At 57.0% G+C, this 21,527-nt stretch carries 20 protein-coding genes; 8 read left to right on the forward strand and 12 right to left on the reverse strand.

All coding sequences use genetic code 11. From position 1 onward, the window contains the following. Positions 1 to 53: 53 nt before the first annotated feature. From V1283_RS28590 to V1283_RS28605, 4 genes are all read right to left on the reverse strand, one after another. The gene (locus tag V1283_RS28590; protein ID WP_334389938.1) at positions 54 to 449 is read right to left on the reverse strand and encodes a RidA family protein; all 396 of its coding nucleotides are present in this window, start codon (positions 447 to 449) and stop codon (positions 54 to 56) included. Positions 450 to 522: 73 nt separating this feature from the next. Beyond that, positions 523 to 1,368, reverse strand: a complete 846-nt coding sequence (locus V1283_RS28595) for an alpha/beta fold hydrolase (protein WP_334389939.1) — start codon at positions 1,366 to 1,368, stop codon at positions 523 to 525. Further along, the gene (locus V1283_RS28600; RefSeq protein ID WP_334389941.1) at positions 1,365 to 1,754 is read right to left on the reverse strand and encodes a hypothetical protein; all 390 of its coding nucleotides are present in this window, start codon (positions 1,752 to 1,754) and stop codon (positions 1,365 to 1,367) included. The genes V1283_RS28595 and V1283_RS28600 overlap by 4 nt, the downstream gene beginning before the upstream one ends. A gap of 189 nt (positions 1,755 to 1,943) precedes the next feature. Beyond that, positions 1,944 to 3,527, reverse strand: a complete 1,584-nt coding sequence (locus tag V1283_RS28605; protein WP_334393216.1) for a 4-hydroxyphenylacetate 3-hydroxylase N-terminal domain-containing protein — start codon at positions 3,525 to 3,527, stop codon at positions 1,944 to 1,946. Positions 3,528 to 3,805: 278 nt separating this feature from the next. Between V1283_RS28605 and V1283_RS28610 the strand changes: the two genes are divergently transcribed. From V1283_RS28610 to pdxR, 6 genes are all read left to right on the forward strand, one after another. Next, entirely contained in the window at positions 3,806 to 4,414 is a 609-nt protein-coding gene (locus V1283_RS28610; RefSeq protein ID WP_334389942.1) for an FAD synthetase, read from the forward strand. Then, positions 4,411 to 4,935, forward strand: coding sequence for a flavin reductase family protein (locus tag V1283_RS28615; protein WP_334389944.1), 525 nt, complete (start codon positions 4,411 to 4,413; stop codon positions 4,933 to 4,935). The genes V1283_RS28610 and V1283_RS28615 overlap by 4 nt, the downstream gene beginning before the upstream one ends. An 80-nt stretch (positions 4,936 to 5,015) precedes the next feature. Beyond that, positions 5,016 to 5,885: an intradiol ring-cleavage dioxygenase gene (locus tag V1283_RS28620; RefSeq protein ID WP_334389945.1), complete on the forward strand. Its 870-nt coding sequence runs from the start codon at positions 5,016 to 5,018 to the stop codon at positions 5,883 to 5,885. 70 nt (positions 5,886 to 5,955) lie between these two features. Then, a complete protein-coding gene (locus V1283_RS28625) occupies positions 5,956 to 7,134 on the forward strand; it encodes a muconate/chloromuconate family cycloisomerase (protein WP_334389946.1) in 1,179 nt (392 codons plus the stop codon). Positions 7,135 to 7,239: 105 nt separating this feature from the next. Continuing rightward, positions 7,240 to 8,154 (forward strand): LysR family transcriptional regulator, encoded by a 915-nt coding sequence (locus V1283_RS28630; RefSeq protein ID WP_334389947.1) that lies wholly within the window; start codon positions 7,240 to 7,242, stop codon positions 8,152 to 8,154. A gap of 366 nt (positions 8,155 to 8,520) precedes the next feature. Further along, positions 8,521 to 9,999, forward strand: coding sequence for a MocR-like pyridoxine biosynthesis transcription factor PdxR (gene pdxR / locus V1283_RS28635; RefSeq protein ID WP_334389949.1), 1,479 nt, complete (start codon positions 8,521 to 8,523; stop codon positions 9,997 to 9,999). A gap of 266 nt (positions 10,000 to 10,265) precedes the next feature. Here pdxR and V1283_RS28640 read toward each other — a convergent pair whose 3' ends face one another. From V1283_RS28640 to V1283_RS28650, 3 genes are all read right to left on the reverse strand, one after another. Continuing rightward, the gene (locus tag V1283_RS28640) at positions 10,266 to 11,744 is read right to left on the reverse strand and encodes an amidase (protein ID WP_334389950.1); all 1,479 of its coding nucleotides are present in this window, start codon (positions 11,742 to 11,744) and stop codon (positions 10,266 to 10,268) included. 107 nt (positions 11,745 to 11,851) lie between these two features. Continuing rightward, positions 11,852 to 12,820, reverse strand: coding sequence for a PDR/VanB family oxidoreductase (locus tag V1283_RS28645; protein WP_334389952.1), 969 nt, complete (start codon positions 12,818 to 12,820; stop codon positions 11,852 to 11,854). Positions 12,821 to 12,832: 12 nt separating this feature from the next. Next, a complete protein-coding gene (locus V1283_RS28650) occupies positions 12,833 to 14,017 on the reverse strand; it encodes a cytochrome P450 (protein WP_334389953.1) in 1,185 nt (394 codons plus the stop codon). 441 nt (positions 14,018 to 14,458) lie between these two features. Between V1283_RS28650 and V1283_RS28655 the strand changes: the two genes are divergently transcribed. Both V1283_RS28655 and V1283_RS28660 read left to right on the forward strand, forming a co-directional pair. After that, positions 14,459 to 15,382, forward strand: coding sequence for a LysR family transcriptional regulator (locus tag V1283_RS28655; RefSeq protein ID WP_334389954.1), 924 nt, complete (start codon positions 14,459 to 14,461; stop codon positions 15,380 to 15,382). 282 nt (positions 15,383 to 15,664) lie between these two features. Then, positions 15,665 to 16,663 (forward strand): helix-turn-helix domain-containing protein, encoded by a 999-nt coding sequence (locus tag V1283_RS28660; protein WP_334389955.1) that lies wholly within the window; start codon positions 15,665 to 15,667, stop codon positions 16,661 to 16,663. A 136-nt stretch (positions 16,664 to 16,799) separates the two neighbouring features. Here V1283_RS28660 and V1283_RS28665 read toward each other — a convergent pair whose 3' ends face one another. The 5 genes from V1283_RS28665 to V1283_RS28685 form a co-directional block, all read right to left on the reverse strand. Next, entirely contained in the window at positions 16,800 to 17,504 is a 705-nt protein-coding gene (locus V1283_RS28665; protein WP_334389956.1) for an ABC transporter ATP-binding protein, read from the reverse strand. Then, complete coding sequence (locus tag V1283_RS28670) at positions 17,504 to 18,175, reverse strand: ATP-binding cassette domain-containing protein (RefSeq protein ID WP_334393217.1); 672 nt, start codon at positions 18,173 to 18,175, stop codon at positions 17,504 to 17,506. The genes V1283_RS28665 and V1283_RS28670 overlap by 1 nt, the downstream gene beginning before the upstream one ends. 50 nt (positions 18,176 to 18,225) lie before the next feature. Next, entirely contained in the window at positions 18,226 to 19,269 is a 1,044-nt protein-coding gene (locus tag V1283_RS28675) for an ABC transporter permease subunit (RefSeq protein ID WP_334389957.1), read from the reverse strand. Beyond that, positions 19,269 to 20,135: a branched-chain amino acid ABC transporter permease gene (locus tag V1283_RS28680; protein WP_334389958.1), complete on the reverse strand. Its 867-nt coding sequence runs from the start codon at positions 20,133 to 20,135 to the stop codon at positions 19,269 to 19,271. The genes V1283_RS28675 and V1283_RS28680 overlap by 1 nt, the downstream gene beginning before the upstream one ends. Positions 20,136 to 20,242: 107 nt before the next feature. After that, complete coding sequence (locus V1283_RS28685) at positions 20,243 to 21,475, reverse strand: urea ABC transporter substrate-binding protein (protein WP_334389959.1); 1,233 nt, start codon at positions 21,473 to 21,475, stop codon at positions 20,243 to 20,245. Positions 21,476 to 21,527: the final 52 nt, after the last annotated feature.

Consider the following 21,527-nt stretch of genomic DNA (forward strand, 5'->3'; position numbering starts at 1 on the left):
ACCCAGCAGCACCGGACGATAACGCCGCGAGACAAATACCGACAGTTGCTTCGTCAGTACGGACGAACCAATGCGACAACTTCCACTTCTAACCGCGTGCCCTGGCCGAGCAACGAGCCGGCACCTACGGCTGTGCTCGCAGGTGGCTCCCTGCAATCCTTGAAGGTTTCGACGCGGACGCGATTAAAGCAATCGTAATCTGCCAAATCCACAAGGAACGATGTCGTCTTGATAATGCTGGTCAACGCGGCCCCATGTTCCTCAAGTACTTGAGCGATCCGGGCAAAGATTCGACGAGTTTGTATTTCGATGTTGTCGCGTGCATCTTCATCGTGGCAGACGACACCCGACAAAAAAAGCAGATCTCCGCTGGCGCCAAGCGGGACACGTCGGGCGGGCGAGTAGCGAGGCCTAGCCGGGCTGTTAGCTGACATTCGATCGAACTCCATCGTGGCTAATATAGTCGAAACCGGATCCTGGCAGTGAAAACTCGGCTGAAGGTGCCTTCGAAACCGAGTAGACTTATTGCGGCATTTTCTCGAGCGCCTCGACGAAATACCGCCTGAAAGCGGCCGGATTCTCGCTCATCGGAAAGTGTCCCAGCTCTTGCATGATCTCGATCGTCGCTCCAGGTATGCCTGCGGCCGTTCGCTGTGCGTCCGCTGGTGTGCAGGTCAAATCATACTCGCCACAGAGTACGTGTACGGGGCATTTCGTTGTATCGATCCGCGACAAGCGTCCGACCAAGCTGTCATCCCTGGTATAGAAACTGAGGTCGCCGCGAAACACGCCCGGGCCAGATTGCATGAACATCCAGAGCGTCGTCCATCGATCGGAATTCGGCGCCTGCGGTGCGATATTGGCCGAGACAAGGCCGGCACCCATCTCGCCTCCATGGGCATCAGGGCGATGAAACCAATCAATATCATACCATGCTGGCTGGAAGTCGGACGCCTCAATCGCGATGACCCCCGCGAACCTTTCTGGATACAATGCGGCAAGCTGCAGTGCGATCCGCCCGCCCATCGAACACCCAACGATAACGGGCTTCTCAAGTTGCAGAGCTTCGCAGAACGACAGAATGGTCTCGATATATGTTTCTGTTGTGAGCAGGTACTCCGCCGTTTCGAACCCGTCAGGCGGAAATGACTTGCCGTGCCACGGCATATCAAACGCAATAAAGTGGTGCCGCGATGTCAATTCCGCATCGTTCAGCACGTGCCGCCACTGCCGACTATCGGCTCCTGCCGTGTGCAAGAGCACGACTGGACGGCCTCGCCCCGCCTCCTCGAAGTAAAGTCGATGGCAGACGGCGGGCATTTCGAGACGCACATAACGACCATTAATTAACTCGATCTCGGCGCTCACGACCCCGTCCTCCCCAAAGCCAAAAATTCCTTGAAGAAACGCAGGTTCTTTACGAGGAGCAGAATGTCTCCGTCGATGCGGGCAACTCCAAGCTTCACAAGACCAAAGATATCGTGGTACCCAGGCGCAGGCAGCGGCTCCCAGAATCGCTGCAAAGCCTCAGCCCTCACTCGGAACGCAAACTGCCAGGGAATCTTCCGACCCATTTCTTGGACGATCCGAGTGATGCTGCCGCGATCAAACGTAAGATAGATTTCGGTGCCATCGACCTCAATCAGCACCGTGGCATCGAATAGCCGACCCAACTGACGCAAATGTTCGATCGCGGTGAGACGCTCTCCCATTCCACGGAATCGCGATAATAGTTGTTCGGAGTTGAGCGGCATAGGATCAGTGCTTCTCTTTCGCGCCTGCTGTTGATTCCACGTGGTTTCGACGCTTCCAAGGCGATGCGGCAACTCGAGGCATGTTCCGCCCCCCACCCGCCGGGCACGACGAGCGGGGGTAGCGAACGCTGGCTAGAGGCCTGCTTGATACGGTCCGACCTTACGACCGTGCCAAGAAAGCTGTACACCTCACCCCTGCACCATGCCTCGGCTAATGAGGTTGATGTCATCCGGATTTATCATATCCTTAGCGGTCCAGCCCGAGACGTCGTAGTCACTCATGCAAGTACGAACAAACTCCTGCATGCCCGCGAGGTCTCCGGTTGCAGTTGCGGTCAACAACGTTTCCACCCGCAAGTTCTCGTAGTTGCCCGAATAGTTTCGTTCGTAGAGTTCGTGCCTCCCGCCGAACTCCGTGCCCACCGCATCCCAGAGAAGCTTGAGCAGCTTGATCCGGTCGATAGCAGCATAGCCGTTGGAGCCCCGAACATAGCGGTCGAGGTAAGGACGGATAGCGTCGCTCTCCAGATCAGCCGAACTCGACGGTAGATAGATCAGACCGCTCGCGACATGTCGCTCAATCAGCTCCTTGATACGCGGGTAGGCCATCGGGGCGAAAATGCGGTAAGCGAGAGCATAGTTCATATTGGGCAAGTTGTAGCCGTCTGTGCCCTGCCATGCGATCGGCGACTTCACCATCGCGTCAGAGATGGCGTGGAAGAGATTGCGCCAACCAATCACTTCTCCAACCGCAGCCTGAACGCCGCGGAAATCCTTAGTCCCGGTTGCCTCCACGGCCATCGAAAACAAGCCCGCGATGAAATCAAGCTTCACGGCGAAACGCGTCACTCCGTGCAACGTGAAGCGCGGTATAAAGCCGGACGCCGGGAAGAACGTATTGATCTTCTCGATGTCGCCGTAGACGAAGATGTTCTCCCAAGGAACCAGAACCTTATCGAACACGAGAATGGAATCGTTCTCGTCAAGCCGGCTGGACAAGGGATAGTCGAAAGGCGAGCCCGTGGCCGCAGCCATAAATTCGTAGGACGATCGAGCAATCAGCTTAACGCCCTTGGCGTCCATGGGCGCAGTGAAGATCAGCGCAAATGACTTGTCCTTGATCGGGATACCGTAATGGGCGATAAAGTTAAAGTGCGTCAGCGCGGATCCGGTCGCGACTACCTTTGCACCCGAAACAATCACACCCGCATCCGTCTCCTTCTCGACATGCATGAAGACGTCGCGCACTTCTTCGATCGGGCGGTCGCGGTCAACAGGCGGATTGACGATTGCATGATTCCAGAAATCAAGTCGTTCCTGAGAGCGAGCATACCACTTCTTGGCATTGCCGGCATATTCACCATAGAAGCCAGAGTTTGCACCGAGCGTACCAAGGAACGACGCTTTGTAGTCAGGCGATCGCCCCATCCAGCCGAATGAAATCTTCTGAAGTTCGGCAATCGCCTGCTGGCACTTGATGAGATCCTCGGTTGTTTTCGAACCGAGAAAGAACGGATGGGTCAATTGCCCCGAGCCGGTATCAGTCAGCACGCCGATTTGCTGTTTCTTTTCGTGAAAGCCGTCATACCAGCGCGCGACCATGCGCGCGCTATTCCGAAACGCCGGATGTGTAGTAACATTCTTGACGCGCTCACCATAGATATAGATCTCGCGTCCGTCCTGGATGCTTTCCAGGAATTCGGCCCCGGTAAAGGCTCCGGTCTTCGTAATCGTGTCAGTCTTGGGTGGCGCGGGTGGCGCGGCAGTTGCCATGGTCATGAACGTTTCTCCTCCTCCGGTGGTTAGTCGACCGGACAGCGTAAGCCGAGCCGGTCCGACGGTTTGTCGCCAACGCTCTAGTCGCGGCTGTCGAACGGCACGCTAAACGCCGGATCAAAGCGGAGAAAGGTATCAATCAATACTTCGGCGGTCATCGCATTAGCTACTCACCTCCGCTATGGCTAAGGCGCGCGGCCTGGTCGTCAACGACCAATTGCTGGCGCTTATGCCGCAGCGGGCGAAGTCCCGCACCATCGGCTGGGGAGCGAATTATGAGCGACGGGCTCGACAGCTTGGCTGTGCGTTTCCATCACGAAAACGAGCTGCATCTCGCTGCAAGCGTCGTGACGATCGGCGCGTTTGACGGCGTGCATCGGGGTCATCAAGAATTGATCTGGCAGACGGTCGGAAGAGCGCAACAACTCAGCGTACCGTCCGTCGTATACACTTTCGATACACCGCCAAAAGTCTTCTTCGGCGAAGCCGAGGCATTGATTCCTCTGACCGAGAAACTCGACCGCATTTCTGCATTTCTACCCGACCACATCATAGTTGCTCGGTTCGACCTCGGTTATGCCCGGCGCACCGCAGCAGATTTCGTGACGGAGCTCGCGAGCCTCAATCCCAAGCTGCTTATCGTGGGCGAAGACTTCCGTTTTGGCTCATGTAAGGGCGGGAACGTTAGTCTTTTGCAGCGGCATTTCGATACTTTTACGGTGCCGCCCGTTCGGTGCAGCCAAGGGCAGATCGTGTCCAGCAGCAGAATCCGCTCTCTGCGTAGATCCGGCTTCACTGCCGCGGCTGCGGCGTTGGAGGGGTGGAGCAGCGCACTCTTCAACCCGAAGGAACTTCCCATGCTGGCCAGGAGTGTTGACTCATGAGCGTAATCGATACCCGGCAACTGCGCGACGCCTGCAGTCAATTCGGCACGGGAGTGACGATCATCACGACACGACACGACGGGCACGACCATGGCATGACGGCAAACGCATTCATGTCGATCTCGCTTGATCCCCCTCTTGTGGCGATCTCGATTTCGAAGCACGCCAAGATGCATGCCAAAGTCGAGCAGTCTCGACAGTTTGCGGTAAGCATTCTGGCGGAAGGCATGGAAGATCTCGCTTGGCACTTTGGCGGAAAGCCAAAGACAGGACTCTGCGACTTTTTCAACCGCCACGACCAGATGCCCACCATCGCTAACGCCGCCGCGTACTTTGTGACGGATCTCGCCAACGAGATTCAAGCCGGTGACCATTCGATCTTCATCGGCCACGTCCGCGAGATGTCCTACGATTCCGGTAAACGCCCGCTTTTGTTCTTCCGAGGTCGATTTGGTGGCCTGGCCGATCCGCGTCCTGCCCCGCCGATGCTGGACTGCGCGCATCACGAATTTATTTGGTGAGAATATAACACGACCTTGATTTCACTATCGACCATGACCAGCAAGCAGTCGCGATCGACTGCACAAAAGGAGGCTCCAAGATGCGAAACGTAACCAAGGAAAACATCACGGAAGTGGTGACAAAGGCTCTCTCGAATGACATTCCGCCGCGAAATCGCGAGGTCATGACAAGCCTGATCCGGCACATGCACGACTTCTGTAAAGAGGTAAATCTTACCTTTGCAGAGTGGCTTTCAGCTTGCGAGTTTCTGCGTCGTGCCGGCGATATCTCGAATGAAAAGCGAAACGAGTTCATTCTGATCTCCGATATCCTCGGAGTCGAGGTGTTAGTGGATATGCTCGATCATCGCATCACCGAAGGTGAAAGCGAATCGACTGTGCTTGGACCGTTTTATCGAGAGAACCCACCAGTTCTGCCCAAGGGAGCGTCGGTTATCCAGAAGAACTTCGAGAACTCGGAGACGGTCAAGGTCAGTGGCCGGATCACCGATACCGCCGGAAATCCCATTGAAGGTGTTGCGATCGATATCTGGGAAGATGCACCGAATGGTCTCTATGACCTTCAGGACCCCGAGCAACCCGCTTACAACCTGCGAGGTCGTTTCACGACGGACGAAAACGGGGAGTATGCCTTCATCGCGCTCCGTCCGATACCCTATCCAATTCCCTATGACGGTGCTGGCGGCGAACTCTTGAAGTATATGGGCCACCATCCGTGGCGACCTGGCCACATTCACTTCATGATCTCCAGAATTGGATATCAATCGCTCATCTCGCAAATCTACGACGCCGACACAAAATATCTCGACAACGACTCGGTATTCGCGGTCAAGGAAAGCCTCATCGGTAAGTTCAATAGAGCACCAGCAGGCTCTGAGACTGATCTTGTCTTGAGTTTCGACTTCAAACTGAAGAAGGCGTCGGCAAAGACGCTCATCGCGGCCGAGTAAGCAGACGGCGTAATCCCTGCCAAACGTCTGACGTTTGGCAGGGATACCGGAGTTGCAAGTGAGAGGAATTATGGAAACTGCTTTGGTCGAAATCGCCAAAACCGTGGAGGACGCGCGGGCTGCCGCCAAAGACACCGCGATCCGTAGCATTAGCGCTACCATTGTGGACGCCCCGACGCGCCGTCGACATAGGCTTTCCAACACGGAGATCACGCATCAGGGGCTCGTTCTTGTACGCGTTCTACTGGAAAATGGAGTGTCGGGTATCGGCGAAGCGTCGACGCTCGGAGGCCCGCGGTGGGCCGAGGAAAGCGTAGAATCAATTCAGGCTGTGATCACGAAGTATCTTGCGCCGACGATGGATGGTCAATCAGCATTGGCGTTCGAGGCGAACGCAGTTCGCCTCGGGAAGGCAGCCACCCGCAATTTCGCGGCCAAGGCGGCGATTGAATCGGCGGTTCTCGACGCAGCCGGAAAAACGCTCGGTCTTTCGTCGAGCGCACTACTCGGAGGACGCGTCCGCGACCGCATGGAAGTTATCTGGGCGCTGGCTTCGGGTGACAGCAGCCAGGAATTGGAGGAAGCACAGGAAAAGCTCCGACGACGCGAGCATCGACAGTTCAAGATCAAGTTCGGCTTTCAGGACCCCCGGGCCGATTTGAAGCGGCTGCAGACTTTGCGTTTGGGCCTTGGCGGCGAGGTGCCCCTCATCGTTGACGTAAACCAGGGTTGGAGCGAGGCCGAGTGCCTGCGCTTCATGCCGGCCCTGGAAGAACTTGACGTGGCATTGGTCGAACAGCCCGTTTCGGCGCTCCAACTCGAGGCCATGGCACGAATTGCTGCTCGCACCTCCATTCCGCTACTTATAGACGAAGCCGCTTTTACCAAAGAGGAAATAGCGCGAGCTGCCAGTATGGGCTGCGGAACCGTCTACTCTCTCAAACTCGTCAAGAGCGGCGGTCTCTTCGAGATGAAGCGTGCCGCAGGCGTAGCGGCCGCCCACGGTATTGAGCTCTATGGTGGTTGCCTGCTTGAAAGCAGCATCGGGGCCGCGGCCCACCTTGCCGCATTTTCGACCTTACCGAAGCTTGAATGGGGTACCGAGCACTTTGGTCCGCGCATATTGGTCGAGGATCTTGCGGTGGTACCTCTCAGATTTGAAGAATTTCAGGTTTACGTCCCAGACGGACCTGGTCTGGGCGTCGAGATCGACGAGGATAAACTTCGCTCCTTTGCGCGCACGGACTGAAGCAATGCCAGGGACAGGCGGACGCAGTCGCAAACCTTGGAACGCGGAGGCGATCGGCAGAACTCGCAACTTTCTTGAGTACACAAGCGAATGCCCGAGTAAACCGTGATCGATCGCGAAGATGCGATGGATCTCAGGCGGCTCGCATATTTCGTGGCCGTGGCGGAGGAATTGCATTTTGGGCGGGCAGCAGCGCGGCTTGCGATCGCGCAGCCGCCGCTCAGCCGCCAGGTAGCGCAACTCGAAGCCGATTTGGGAATCATACTCATTGATCGCAGCCGGAGCCAGCTACGTATGACGCAAGCCGGGACCGTTCTTCTCGAACACGCACGTGACGTGCTGGAGCGTCTCGATCGTACTGAACGCGAAGTCAAGCGGATCGGGCACGGTTTTTTGGGGCATCTTCGCGTCGCGTTCGTTGGCTCAGCTACTTATGGTGTTCTTCCTAACATCATCAAGGCATTTCGCTTGGCATATCCAGACGTCGAACTGACACTATCGGCGATGAACAATGCTGAGCTGAAGCGGGCCGTCATTCAGCGCGAAATCGACATTGCTGTCGCGCGGCCATCATTGGATGATGAGGAATTGAAAGCGGAACCTCTTCACCATGAACCCTTGATTCTCGCTTTGCCCGCGACGTTCGCGTCGGCTCAAGCACGTCCAATACGGCTGGCAGGTCTCAAGAGCAATACGTTCGTTCTTTACCCGCGAAAGCCACGCCCAAGCTTCGCCGACTACATTCTCAAGATCTGTCTGGTTGAGGGCTTCATTCCCAAATCGCAAGTGCTGGCCCAGGATTTTCAAACTGCAATCAGTCTTGTTTCCGTCGGAGTTGGGATTGCGCTGGTACCGGAATCCGTCTCCCAGTCGGAACGACCAGGCGCCGCCTTTTGCGCTTATGAAGGAAGCAATCCCGGCGCCTCTCTCTCGCTGAATTACAGGCGCGACAACCGCATGCCTCACCTGTTCAACTTCCTGAAGATTGCGCAGAAACTCATCCGGCACGCGCGCGACTGATGAATCACTTGGTTAACTAAAACGAGGACGTCCGTATGAATCCACTTTCTTTCACCACCGCAGGCTGTGCTGCACACTTCGCCGTTGGGAGACTACGATACTAGCAGTCGGTACCGTTGGCATTCGCGATCTTTTCTCGTCGGTGCAGCTGCTAGCCAACTTAGCTCGTCTGCTGCGCCTTCACCGGAAGTCAAGAACTGCCGTGTCTCTACTCGACCTATCAGCCTCTTGTTGCACTGTAACGATGCTGGGCTGGAGTGGGGTATCAGCGCAACTTGAAAGCAGAGGCGACCTGCGCTGCCGTCGAAAACCACAGCACAACGAATTATCGAACATCGTCTAACGTATCTGCTTCTAGGGACTTCGATGCATATGTTGATCAATGTGAACCGCGCGGACAAGCGACCATTGCAAGTTCAGCTCTACGATTCGATCCGCGAGTTGATCATAAGTGGCGCGCTCAAAGCGGGGAAGCAACTGCCCTCCTCCCGAAGTCTCTCGGAGCAGTTGGGTATTGCCCGCAACACCGTAACACTGGCCTACGAGCGTCTTTCCGTCGAGGACTATATCGCCGCGCGCCCAAAGACCGGTATCTTTGTCAATGAGATCCCCGATACGACCTTTTTGGTGGAGCGCCCTGACGAAGTTTCACAGGCGAGATGCGTTCACCTAAAGAAGAAGCATGTTTCCTCCGGGCGCGCTCTAGAGGCATGGAGTGACAGGCGGACACGTCCCCAATTTGACTTCGCTGTTGGGCGTCCGCATGCGAAAAGCTTTCCAGCGAGCTTCTGGCAACGCTCCGCGGCGCATTTTCTGGCCCATTCGCGCGGCCTTCAAACAGAGTACGGAGATCCGCGTGGTCTGGACACGCTGCGCAAAGCAGTGGCCGACCATCTGGGAGCCGCGCGGGGCATTGATGCTGACCCTGATCAGGTGATGATTACCTCAGGCGTTCAGGGAGCGCTCAACGTGTTAGCTCGCCTGTTCCTTGACGGATCGGACCAATCGGTTGCGGTCGAAAATCCATGCTATCAAGGGGCGGCCTTCCTGTTCAGGAGCTACGGCGCCCATTTGTACCCAATAGAGCTGGATGACCGGGGCCTGATCGTATCGCAGTTGGGGGGATTCTCAGGCAACCTGGTCTATGTGACACCGTCCCACCAGTTTCCAACTGGTTGCACGTTGAGCCACGATCGGAGGCTTCAACTATTAGATTGGGCCTATCAGACCGGAAGCTATGTAATCGAAGATGACTACGACAGCGATTTCCGATACGACGGTCCACCTTTGACCGCTCTGGCGGGTTTAGACCGTCGCGAGCACGTTATCTACCTTGGCACATTCTCCAAATCGATCGGCGCCGGAATTCGGGTTGGCTACGCGGTTCTACCTCCGCATCTCCTCGATCAAGCCAGGAGCGTAAAGACTTTGCTGGATATTGGAGCGCCTTGGCTGGAGCAGGCGATCGTCGCGGATTTCCTGAACAAGGGTGCATTTCTCCAACACCTTCGGGGTATCCGACGAATGTATATGGGCGCCAGAGATGCTCTGATCGAGTCGATCGAGCAATTCTTCCCGGGCGGCGCCCTGTTAGGCAGGGAGTGCGGAATGCACGTGATGTGGACGCTCCCGCCTTATCTTCCTGCCGCTGATGAAATGCAGAATTTGGCGTTGAATTGCGGAGTCGGTCTCTATCCGCTTCAGCGAGCGGGAGCGCATGAATACGGTAGTTTACCACGCTACCGTGACCGCTCGTTGGTCATTGGTTACGCCGCTTTATCCGAGGCTGAAATCCGCACGGCGATTGCTCGACTCGCTACCGTGATTGGCAAACGTGCCAGTTAGCAAACTGCGATCTCTTACCGCGCTATGCTGAGTGATTGCATCGTCGACCTATTCCGCCGCCGCTGACCATGTCCTGTGCTCGCCCGCCAAAAGTAAAGCTGCAACCCCACTAGCGAGGTGACCCCATGGGGTCACGCTGCGCTCAAACGTAGGGCTGGGTCGATGGACCCCGACGCACATTAACCTACATATCTTGCCGCTACGTGGACGACCACTCCGGTGCTGATACTTACATCCTCGCGTGAAGGTCTCTCCGACAGCAGCGATTACACGCTCGGCGGACGAGTGAATCCACCCAATGCGCGCTCGACGAGTTGAGCAAATCTCAGCGTGGTACGGTCGCCGAGATATGGGCCAATAACCTGTACACCGGCGGGGAGGCCACCGACCAAGCGGCCTGTCGGAATAGCGGTGGCCGGCAGATTGGCAACTGTGGCGAGACCGGGCCAGGCCAGATTGTCCATGTACGGAACCGTGGCGCCGTTCACGACAAGGTGCCGGGTAAATTGCGCCTCAAGTTCGAGGCGCTCGGCGTCGTGGGGGAACGCCACGGTGGGCGTAACAGGACACAGCAGCACATCATAATTGGCGAAGAAGCGATGCCATGCGCGAAATAGGTGATGTCGCGTTTCCGTCGCGGCGACAAATTGTGGCAGCGATTGACGGACGGCGTCCACGACCCGTTGCGCGTAGCTTCCGCTCTCGGCTCCCTCGCCGGCGGCTATCAGCGTTTCGCGCGCTGGCGGCGGCAAGCGCGTGCCGATGACCCCGAACAGGGTTTGCAGATACACCTCATGACTCGCGGCAGGATCGATGGACGGTCGCGCGACCCTGTTCACCGTTGCGCCAAGGCGCGCAAGATCATCAACCAGCCCGTCAATTGCGATCGCATAAGACTGATCAAGTGGAAAGGCTTGCGCATCGTTCCAGACCGCGACTCGGAAGGAACTGAGATCGTCGTGCCGCGCGGCCGGCAGCCGGAGTTCCGCACCGGCCGCCTCAAGATCGGGCGTTCCGAGCACCACGTCGAGCAGCAGTTCAAGATCGAATGCGCTGCGGGCTAGAGGCCCGGCGACGCCTAACTCGCCGGGTGCAAGATGGCCGAGCGGCGGAATGTGTCCCTCGGTGCTGACGAGGCCGTAGCTCGGTTTGTGGCCGTAAACGCCGCAGAAATGGGCTGGCACGCGAATAGATCCACCGAGGTCGCTACCGAGTTCAAGCGACGTCAGCCCCGTCGCAAGCGCTGCAGCCGAACCGCCTGAGGAGCCGCCGACGGTTCGTTCGGGATTCCAGGGATTACGCGTCAACCCAAACAGCGTGTTGCGGGACTGGTGGTCGGAGGCTCCCGGTGGACAATTCGTCTTGCCGAAGATGACCGCACCGCTCGCGCGGATCTTCGCGACCGCGACCGCGTCCTCTCCCGGCAGATAGTTGCGCAGCTCTTCCAAGCCGCAGGTCGCGGGCATGCCCACGACGGCGAACGAATCCTTGATGGTCACGGGTAGGCCGTGAAGTGGTCCCGCCATTTCGCCGCGCCCGAGTTTCTCGTCGACGGCGCGAGCCTGACGACGCGCCCCGTCTTCATCCGTTGCCACAACGGCGCTGCAAGATGGATTGACGCGCCTGACCCGATCGAGGTGCAGTTCGAGCAATTCGAGTGCGCTGATGCGTCGCGACGCCAGAAGCGCCTTCTGTTCTGTCGCAGTGAGAAAGCAGGTGTCCTTCGATGCATCGTTTGTCGACATGGTACTTACCCTAATTGTGCGGCCTTATCGGCCAACGGTACGAGATCAAGTGGTGTCGGGGCTGCCCGTCCGATTCAGAGAAGCTTAGACCGACGCGAACGCACGTGTCAGAGGTCTATGACAAGGCGCGAACTCAGCGCGCGCGAGCAACAGGGGGTAAAGCAGTCATGGCGCGACCGCTCTTCCTCCGTCAGATAGCGATCCCGGTGATCGATCTGGCCCGCCAACACGCCAGTTAGACAACTCCCGCAAAGGCCTTGGCCGCAGGATAGCCCAACGGAAACACCGTTCTGGTTCAAGATTTCTGCGACCGAATGCTCCGGCGGAACCACTAGAATCTTTCCCGTCTTCGCGAGTTCGACTTCGAACGAGGAATTCTCCTCGACGCGTGGATCCTCACCTATAAATAGCTCGCAGTGCACATTGGCCGGTTCGTACCCCGCTCGATGCGCCGTTTCGCAAACATCTTTCATATAGCCGGCAGGACCGCAGACATAGATCTCTGCAAAAGATCGCATCCTCTGCTCCAACGCACGAAGATCAATTCGCTGCGATGAGCCATCCTTCGAAAAATGAAACGTGACATGTCCGCGAAGGCCAGAGCTGCAGATTTCTTCATAGAACGCGGCCTCGCGAGAAGACCGAGCCGAATAGTGAAGGCAGAAATCCTCCCCTCGTTGGAATAGCCAGTTTGTCATGCAAAAGATGGGCGTAATCCCGATGCCGGCAGCCAAGAACATTCGCGGCTTCGCTTCCGAATTCAGCTGAAAGAGATTCCGTGGGGCGCCCACACGAAGAATACTGCCGACCGCAGTATGACTGTGAAGCGCGCTCGATCCACCTCGGGATTCCGCGCTGCGCTTAACAGCAATACAATAGCGAGTGCGGTCGCCGGGATCGCCATAGAGGGAGTATGGTCGAACGATTCCGGCCTCGATCTCGACGTCTATATGTGCACCGGGCGTGTATTCGGGAAGACTGGCGCCGGAGGTTGGCACAAGTTCGAATGAATACACGTCAGGCGCACGCTGCACTTTCTTCGCGACCTGAACTGTGATCGCATCCTTATCTAGCATTGTCAGGGCTCATCAATGAAACGTAACCTGCAGAGATTCAAGACTCCGCACAGTGTTGTTCAACTGATGTTTCCTCTCACCGATTTCTATCCGAGCGACCTGAGTTGCCATCGCCGTAAGTACGGCACTAGCCTCAAGTCTTGCCAACATCTGGCCGGCACACACGTGCAAGCCGTGACCAAAAGCGACGTGGTCTGCCGCGTTACGGCCAATGTCGAAGCGATCTGGATCGCTGTACTTTCTTTCGTCTCGATTTGCCGATGCATACAGAACAACAACGTCTGCGTTCTCGGGCAGGGCAACTCCGGCCAATTCGGTGGCGCGACTTGTCACCCGCTTGAAGCCCAACGCAGGCGATTCGATGCGCAGGATTTCGTTGTAAGCGCGCCCCACGATTGTAGGCCGCTCCCGCAGCTTTTCCCATTGGTCGGGATTTCGCCCGAACAGATCAATCGCATTCGCTATTGAGCTTATGGTCGTGTCGATACCTGCTACCAGGTAAGCCGCCATAAGGCGCGGGCATTGATCACGCTGGATGATGCCTTTTTCGGCTGCTTCGTACAGCGCAGCGCCCAAGCTGCCTTGACGGAGCCGGTTCGGATCCTGGTCCAGCCACTTGATGTACTCAAAACATTCCACAAACACGGGAAGAGAACGTTCGTAACGTTCATTCTGGGGCCCCATAACGTTGAAGTTTGCAGCGCCCCACGCGAGCAGCTGGTCGCTCCCCTCCTTCGGCAGCCCGATCAGTTCGCCGACGATTTTCAGAGGAAACACAGCGGCAAGATCGCTAACGCCGTCGAACTTCCGACGCTGTACTGCCGCTCTGACGAGGGCATCCGCCTCGGCCTGGACATAAGATTGAATTTCATTCATGCCCTTGGGCGTAAGTCGATCACCGAGGGCATTTCGAAGAGCGGTGTGCTGTGGAAGGTCGCTCTGGATAATAGATCCCTCGAAGGCTTGATTCAGGAACTCGTTGAATCCTACACCTTTGCCCGAAATGAAGGTCGCATTATCACCAAGGACCTGCCGCACCTCTGCATATCGAGCGCAACAGTAGGCCTGCAGCTGCTCGAGCCAAACAACCGGCCCGGCGTCACGCAAGCGCTTGTAGGTGGGATGCGGATCACTCAAGACTTCATCAGAAAACAAGTCGACGTCAAAGCGCGGCAAGTCGCTTGGCATGAAAAACATCCCCCCATTTGTTCCGAACCGGGTGACCAACTACTGACGTAGCGGTTCCTTTGCGGCAAGTTGGTCATGACCGTAGGTCATGCGGGGCGTGCCACATAGATCCAGCGGATCTGAAATAGATGAATCCAGACGAGTCAAAGCGATTGCGGCAGGGTCTTGATTGCCGCGCTGATACCCTTTCGGATTTGCTTCGCCAGCGGCATTTTTGCAGATCGGTCGAGTCCCAATAGCAACTGTTTTGTCAGGCCTTGTGGTACATGATTTTTCTCAATTCTTGGTACTTTTTCCAACGATCAGAGAACGCTCAGTTAAGCAGCGGATACGATGCCCCAGATGCGACCATGTGATACGGTCAACACTGGACATTTTCTGACGAGCGAGAACCCACGAGTGATCCGATTGCACTTTGTTGAAGAACGCTCGCGAAGGATCAGGTAGACCGTGAACGACCGCGCAGATGCGATAGATCTAAGGCGGCTCATCTATTTCGTTGCAGTGGCGGAGGAGCTGCATTTTGGGCGGGCAGCAGCGCGGCTTGCAATCGCGCAGCCACCGCTCAGCCGCCAGGTAGCTCAGCTCGAAGCCGATTTGGGGGTCATACTCATTGACCGCAGCCGGATGCAGATACGTTTGACCCAAGCCGGATCTGTCCTGCTTGAGCGTGCACGCGACGTCTTGGAACGGCTCGATCGCGCCCAGCGCGAGATAAAGCGAATCGGAGAAGGTTTTTCGGGACATCTTCGCGTCGCGTTCGTTGGCTCAGCTACTTATGGTGTTCTTCCTAACGTCATCAAGGCATTTCGTTTGGCATATCCAGAAGTCGAACTGGCACTGTCGGCGATGAACAATGCTGAGCTGAAGCGGGCCGTCATCCAGCGCGAAATCGACATTGCCGTCGCACGGCCATCACTAGATGATGAGGAACTTAAAGTGGAACCTCTTCACCATGAGCCCCTGATTCTCGCTTTGCCCGCCGCGTTAGCGTCGGCTCAAGCGCGCCCAATACGGCTGGCAGATATCAAGAGCAATACGTTCGTTCTTTACCCGCGAAAGCCACGCCCGAGCTTCGCCGATTACATTCTCAAGATCTGTCTGGATGAGGGCTTCATTCCCAAATCGCAGGTGCTGGCCCAGGATTTTCAGACCGCAATCAGTCTTATTTCCGTCGGAGTCGGGATTGCGCTGGTACCGGAATCCGTTTCCCAGTCGGAACGACCAGGCGTCACTTATTGCACTTATATAGGAAGCAATCCTGGCGCGTCTCTCTCGCTGAACTACAGGCGCGATAACCGCATGCCTCATCTCTTCAACTTCCTGAAGATTGCGAAAAAGGTCACGTCGGCACGCGCGGGACTGAAAGCGTGACTCGTGACTATGTTGCTCGATCTCTCGACGCATGCCGCGCGCCGAACCTCTTGCAAACACGCTCTTTCGGCTTTCGACGGCTTGACCATGGCTGCCCTGCCCACTGACTGGAATTGCCATATACATTCGCGTTGCAACGATGTTAGCGTGGTGCTTTGTCTCGCGTTGCGGTCGTGACCACGACACAATGCCGTTCGGATGCGAGAACTAGGAACTGCGGAGTGAACTGGACTGCGAAAGGTTCAACTTTACGTGGTCGACAAATCCCGGGGAGGTTGACCAATGCTCGCGGAAAAAATCCCGATCAACGTCAAGCGTGGCGACAGCTTCGACCACTGGCATGAGGTCACTTGCCGCAACTACTCCGTGACGGAATGTAGACCCGTCTCCATCAAACATTTCTGCGCGCATATCTCGGTTTGGCGGTTCGGCGCACTGGTGATCAGCGACCTGTCCTGCAGCACCGCCGTCGATAACTTGATCACAATCACCCGCACGCCGGCCCACCTTCGAAGAGATTGTCGGGACGACTTTCAGCTATGGCTTATAACTGCGGGTAGCGCGGTATTTGCACAGGGCGGGCTCGAAGCACGGATGCAGCCCGGCGACTTGGTCCTGCAGGACCAGGCTCGCCCTTTCGCTCTGGAGTTCGGTCCCCGGCACGACGCCATATTGATAACAATTCCGCGCCCCCTGATGATCTCGCGCCTACCCGCAGCGAGCAAGTTCGTTGCCCGTCGAATCTCAGGCGACACAAATCTCGGGAAACTGTCCGCCGCGATTATACGTCAATCAATTGCGCTGGGGGACACGTCCGACGAGGTAGCCGGGCGCGTCGGTTCTTCGGCGCTCGATATTTTGGCTACCACGATTGAGGTTCAGCTGGCGGAAAGAACGGATGACACCACGGCGCAGACGCGGCGCCTGGCTCAGGTGCAACGATTTGTCAGGGCAAACCTCCACAATCCCAAGCTGGACCTCGATACGATCGCCAAGATCCAGAAAATGTCAACTCGCACCCTCAATCGCCTGTTTGCATCGGAAGGCACGACGCCAATTCGCTGGTTGTGGCAACAGCGGCTGGCCGCGAGTTTTAACGCACTTGCGGAAGGACACGTCAGTTATGTGACCGACGCGGCATTGAACTTTGGCTTCAGCGATTGTGCGCACTTCAGTCGCGCGTTTAAGGCCGCATATGGCCAATCTCCACAGACGCTTATTCGCGGGCGCATACATCCGCCGTCGGGTTTTGCGGGAATTGCGAGCGACCCGCGCCGCTAACTCGATCTTGGGGCGGCGACAGTCGGTGAGCGCAACCGTGACCGCAGCGCCGACGGAGCTCTGTTTTGGGCTGGGAATTGGCCGGCATGACCTGATTGGAATGCCGTCTCCTGCTTGGTCTCAACCAAGGATGACATCATCCGGCGGAAACATACCCGCCATACTCTTGAACTTCGTCCACCTTATCGGGCGATATCTCTCCCGTGATCGCGCCCTTCTCAATCAGCAGCACGCGATCGGACAAGCGGCGAATGAAGTCGAGGTGTTGTTCAACAACAACGATGGCCAATCCCCGCTCGAGGTGCAACCGGATCAGAACTTGCAGAATTTCGTCCACGATTGAAGGCTGAATTCCCTCCGTCGGCTCGTCCAGCAGGAGCAGCTTGGGACGCCCACAGAGACAGCGCGCAAGCGCCAGTATCTGCTGCTCGCCTCCCGATAACGCTCCTCCGGCGCGATCGAGGATGGAAGCAAGCCGAGGAAACTCGGTCACGATACCCTTGATGGCCTCTTCTTCCGAAAGGTCGCGGCTTGGAACAAAGCCCATCCGCAGATTGTCAAGAGCCGACAGTTTCGGAAAAATGGCGCGACCTTGCGGTACGTAGCCGATACCGGCCCGTGCACGCAAAAACGACGATTTGTGCGTGATATCGGCATCATCAAATCTAATAGCACCGCTTGTCAGTGAGGTCTGTCCGACCAACGTTTTGAGTAGAGTCGTCTTTCCCATTCCGTTGTGTCCGAGCACGCCGATGACCTGACCATCGGTGAGGGTGAAGTTGATGCCCGTGAGGACCGGAATGCGACCGTAACCGGCGTGAACGTTTTCAACTTGGAGCATCACGCAGCAGCCCGCTTGCCGAGATAGATGTCTTTGACTACCTGATCGCTGAAGACCTCTTCGACTCCCCCTTCGATGAGTATCGTTCCCTGATTGAATACCGTAATACGCTTCGCGATGCTTCGAATAAAAGACATATCGTGCTCGACCACAATTATCGGATGCGTTCGATTGATCTCAACGATGAGCGTCGCCGTCTTCACTCGCTCTTCCTCGGTCATCCCGGCGGCAGGCTCGTCTAGCAGGATTAATTCGGGGTCGCCGCATAACACCACCCCCAATTCGACCAACTGGCGCTGACCATGCGCTAGTTGTCCTGCCATGCTGTTCACGAAACCGCCAAGCAACAACCGTTCGACCTGGGTATCGACCGCCTGTTCGATCGCTTTTCCCTTCTTGCGTCGTGCCGCGGCGATCCACAGATTCTCGCGCACCGAGAGGCCGTCGAAGATGCTGGGTTGCTGAGTCTTGATGCCGATGCCAAGCCGGGCGATTTCATGGGCCTGAAGCGACGTGATGTCGTTGCCTCGAAAACGTACGGATCCGCTCGTCGGCTTGATCTGGCCGGTGAGAAGCTTGAAGAAAGTGCTCTTTCCCGCGCCGTTGGGTCCAATCAGACAACGAATTTCGCTTTCCGCGAGCGAAAAGTCGACGCCGCGAATGGCCTGCATGCCGCCGAAATGCTTGACCAGCCCAACCGTCTCGATCAGTGGAGGGGTACTCACGGTTTATCCTTCTGCGGCGCGTTCGTAACTGCGATCGGCCAACGGCGCAGCGAGAGCAGCCAAGGGACCAGCCGGTCCGTCACGATAGGCGCCACGCCCTTGGGAACAAGCAGCACAAAGGCTAACAGAACCGTCCCCAGAATGACGTTCGCATCGATGGTCTGCTGGGATCCAAGGCTTGCGGTCAGCCATGCGATCAACACCGCGCCGATCACTGGGCCAACCAACGTTCCGACTCCCCCGACCATCAGCCAGATGATGATCTGGGCGGATTGAACCACGCTGAACGCCGTCGGGCTTATGAAATTTGCCCACGCCGTAAACAGCCCACCAGCGAGGCCCGCAATCGCGCCGCCGATTGCAAATGCAATCAGCTTGTGGAGCCGCGCATCGTAGCCCAGGAATTCGACCCGACTCTCATTCTCCCTGATTGCGACGAGCACCCGCCCGAACCGCATGCGAAGCAACGCTCGCAATGCGAAGTAGACGAGTATCAGCACGACCATGCAGACGGCGAACATGCCCTCGGGATCGAGCACCACGTCCGGATTAAAGGGCACGTTCAGGGCGGGTACGTTCGGGATCCCGTTGAATCCGCCGAGAGGAACGTCGCCAATACGATACTGCGGCCCCGCGGTCGAATTGACCACGTTATAGAAGATCAGCGTCACCGTCAGGGTGATCACCCCGACGTAGACGTCACTGATGCGCGCATAGAACATGAAATAGCCGAGCGTGGCCGCGAGCAGGGCCGGCAACGCCATCGCGATTGCCATAGGGATGGTGCTGTCTCCAAGATTGAGCACACCCACCGCGTAGGCGTAGCCCCCCAGGCCGAAGAAGGCGGAATGGCCGAAGCAAAGAATCCCGCCATAGCCCCAGATGAAGGCCAGGCTGAGGGCGAGAATGGCGAAGATCACATACAACGTGGCCCGCAGAAGAGCGAACAAGTCAAGTGCGAGAGGCAACCCGATGAGCAGCGCAATCCCGATGACGCCTACTGCGAAAAGGGAAGCATTGGAGCGAACAAAAGCGTACATCAGAGTGCTCGTCGGAAATATCGGCCGGTGATCCCGTTTGGCAACAGACGGATCAAGATAACCGCGCCAATAAGCAGCGCCACCTCCCCGTAGACGGGGTTGGAGACGAATGTTGCAAGTTGATTGACGAATCCGAATACGGCGGAAGCCGAAATCGTACCCACAAGCGGCGCCGGCCCGCCGCCTATGACGGTGATGAAGGCACGACCAATATAGGACCCGCCGATGGACGGGAAAACACCGGAGATCGGCGCGAGCACCCCCCCGGCCAGTCCGGCGAGCCCCGCGCCAAACGCAAATGTTGTTGCATAGATCCTCGAGGTATCAACACCCAGGGCTGCAGCCATCTCGGCGTTCTGCATCGTTCCCCTGGCTAACAGCCCGAGCCGCGTCGTGCGCAAGACCGCATACACCCCGGCAATCGTGACCGTCGACATGAAGATGACAAAGAGCCCATAGCCACTCGCTTGATAGTCTCCCACCTTGATCGCTGGCAGGGGAGCCGGAACGCCTTCGGTGTGATCGCCGAAAACCATTGTCAGGCAGCCGACTATGAATAGGCTCAGCCCCCAGGTCGCCAGCATTGTTTCCACCATCCGTCCGTACAGATGACGCATGATGACGCGCTCAACGAGCAACCCGATGATGGCCACCGTGATCGGTGGGACAATCAGGATCGCAATCCATATGTTGACGTGAAAATGGGTTGCGACAGCGGCGCTGTAGCTGCCCATGACCATAAACTCTCCGTGTGCCAGGTTTATAATGCGCATCATGCCGAAGACGACGGCAAGGCCGATGCTCATGAGAGCCAACGTCGCAATGCCGTTAACGAAATCAATTCCAACGAGGATGACGAAATCCAACTAAATATCTCCAGAATTGGACCGAGAGGTCGTGCGAGCGCTGTTTCTCAGACGATGTTACGATCGTACTACCGGCGGGCCGCAGACACCTGAATGACAATCACGTCTCACTTGACAGTGATCACGTACTGCTTCGATTCACGGGGATTCCTCTTCAAGTCACAGACTGCGGCAACATCGATCGGCTTGCGCTGGGGCAGCGTATCGAGAATGACGGTCTTCTTGTCCTTGAATTTTGCGAGGCGAACGTCAAAGATGCTGTGATGGGTTTGCGGATCGATCATTATTTTTCCGCTCGGCCCATCGATCGTCAGTCCGCTCTCAAGCGCCTCGATCACCTTGTCGCGGTCGATCGTGCCTGCCTTCTTGACACCCTCGGCCCACTGCAGGACGCCTAGGTAGCTCGACATCGTCAAGTCCGTCACCGGCGGATAGTCAGCCCCCATCTTCGCGCGGAAGCGCCGCAAGAAGTCCTTGTTTGCGGGAGTGTCGATATCCTCTACATAGTTGTACGCAACAACGATACCGTTGGACTCTTCATTCGTGAGTACCATCTGCTCATTGCTACCCCCAAAGGTGGTCGACATGATCGGAATCTTGCCGGACAACCCAGCCGCATTGAACTGCCGATAGAACGAGATCGGGCCGCCACCGACAAGCACTGTCATGATCCAGTCGGGCTTCGCAGCCTGGATTTTGGAAATTGTGCTGCTGAAGTTAGTCGCGTCAATCGGGAAGAACTCAGTACCGATAACCCCCCCGCCCCGCTCCTTGGCATACTTCTTCACCCAGTCGGAGCTGATCTGGCCATAGTTGTAGTCCGCGGCAAGAATATAGCCCTTCTTTCCCCAGGTCTTCACTGCGTAGTCGACCATCACCTCGGTATTGTGTCCGGGGGTCGCGCCATCTACGAACACGTTCCGGTCGCAGACACCGCCTTCATACGGCATCGAATAGAAGTAGAGCGTCTTGTACCTGTTGAGCACCGGCCGGATGATTTCGCGCGAGGCGGACGTAATTCCTCCGTGCACGACGGCAACCTTGCTCTTGAGCGCCGCCTCCTGGGCATATTGCGCGTAAAGCTGCATATTGGACTGGGTATCGAAGCTGACGACCTTTATCTGACGGCCAAGCAGCCCGCCGGCTGCATTCAGTTCGTCCACCGCAAACTTGAGAGCGTCGGACATCGACTTTCCGTACGCTTCAAGACCGCCGGACAGGTCGTACATGCTGCCGACGACAATCGGGCCGCCTTCCGCAACGGCTTGGCGAAGCAATGTGGGAGCGAACACCGTCGCAGCCGCACCGCCCTTCAGCAAGGATCTTCGATTCATAACCATGGCAATGCCTCCCCCCGGGGCTATTGATCACAACAGGTTGACCGATCGGAGG

This window comes from Bradyrhizobium sp. AZCC 2262, from assembly GCF_036924535.1.
Classification (GTDB): Bacteria; Pseudomonadota; Alphaproteobacteria; order Rhizobiales; family Xanthobacteraceae; genus Bradyrhizobium.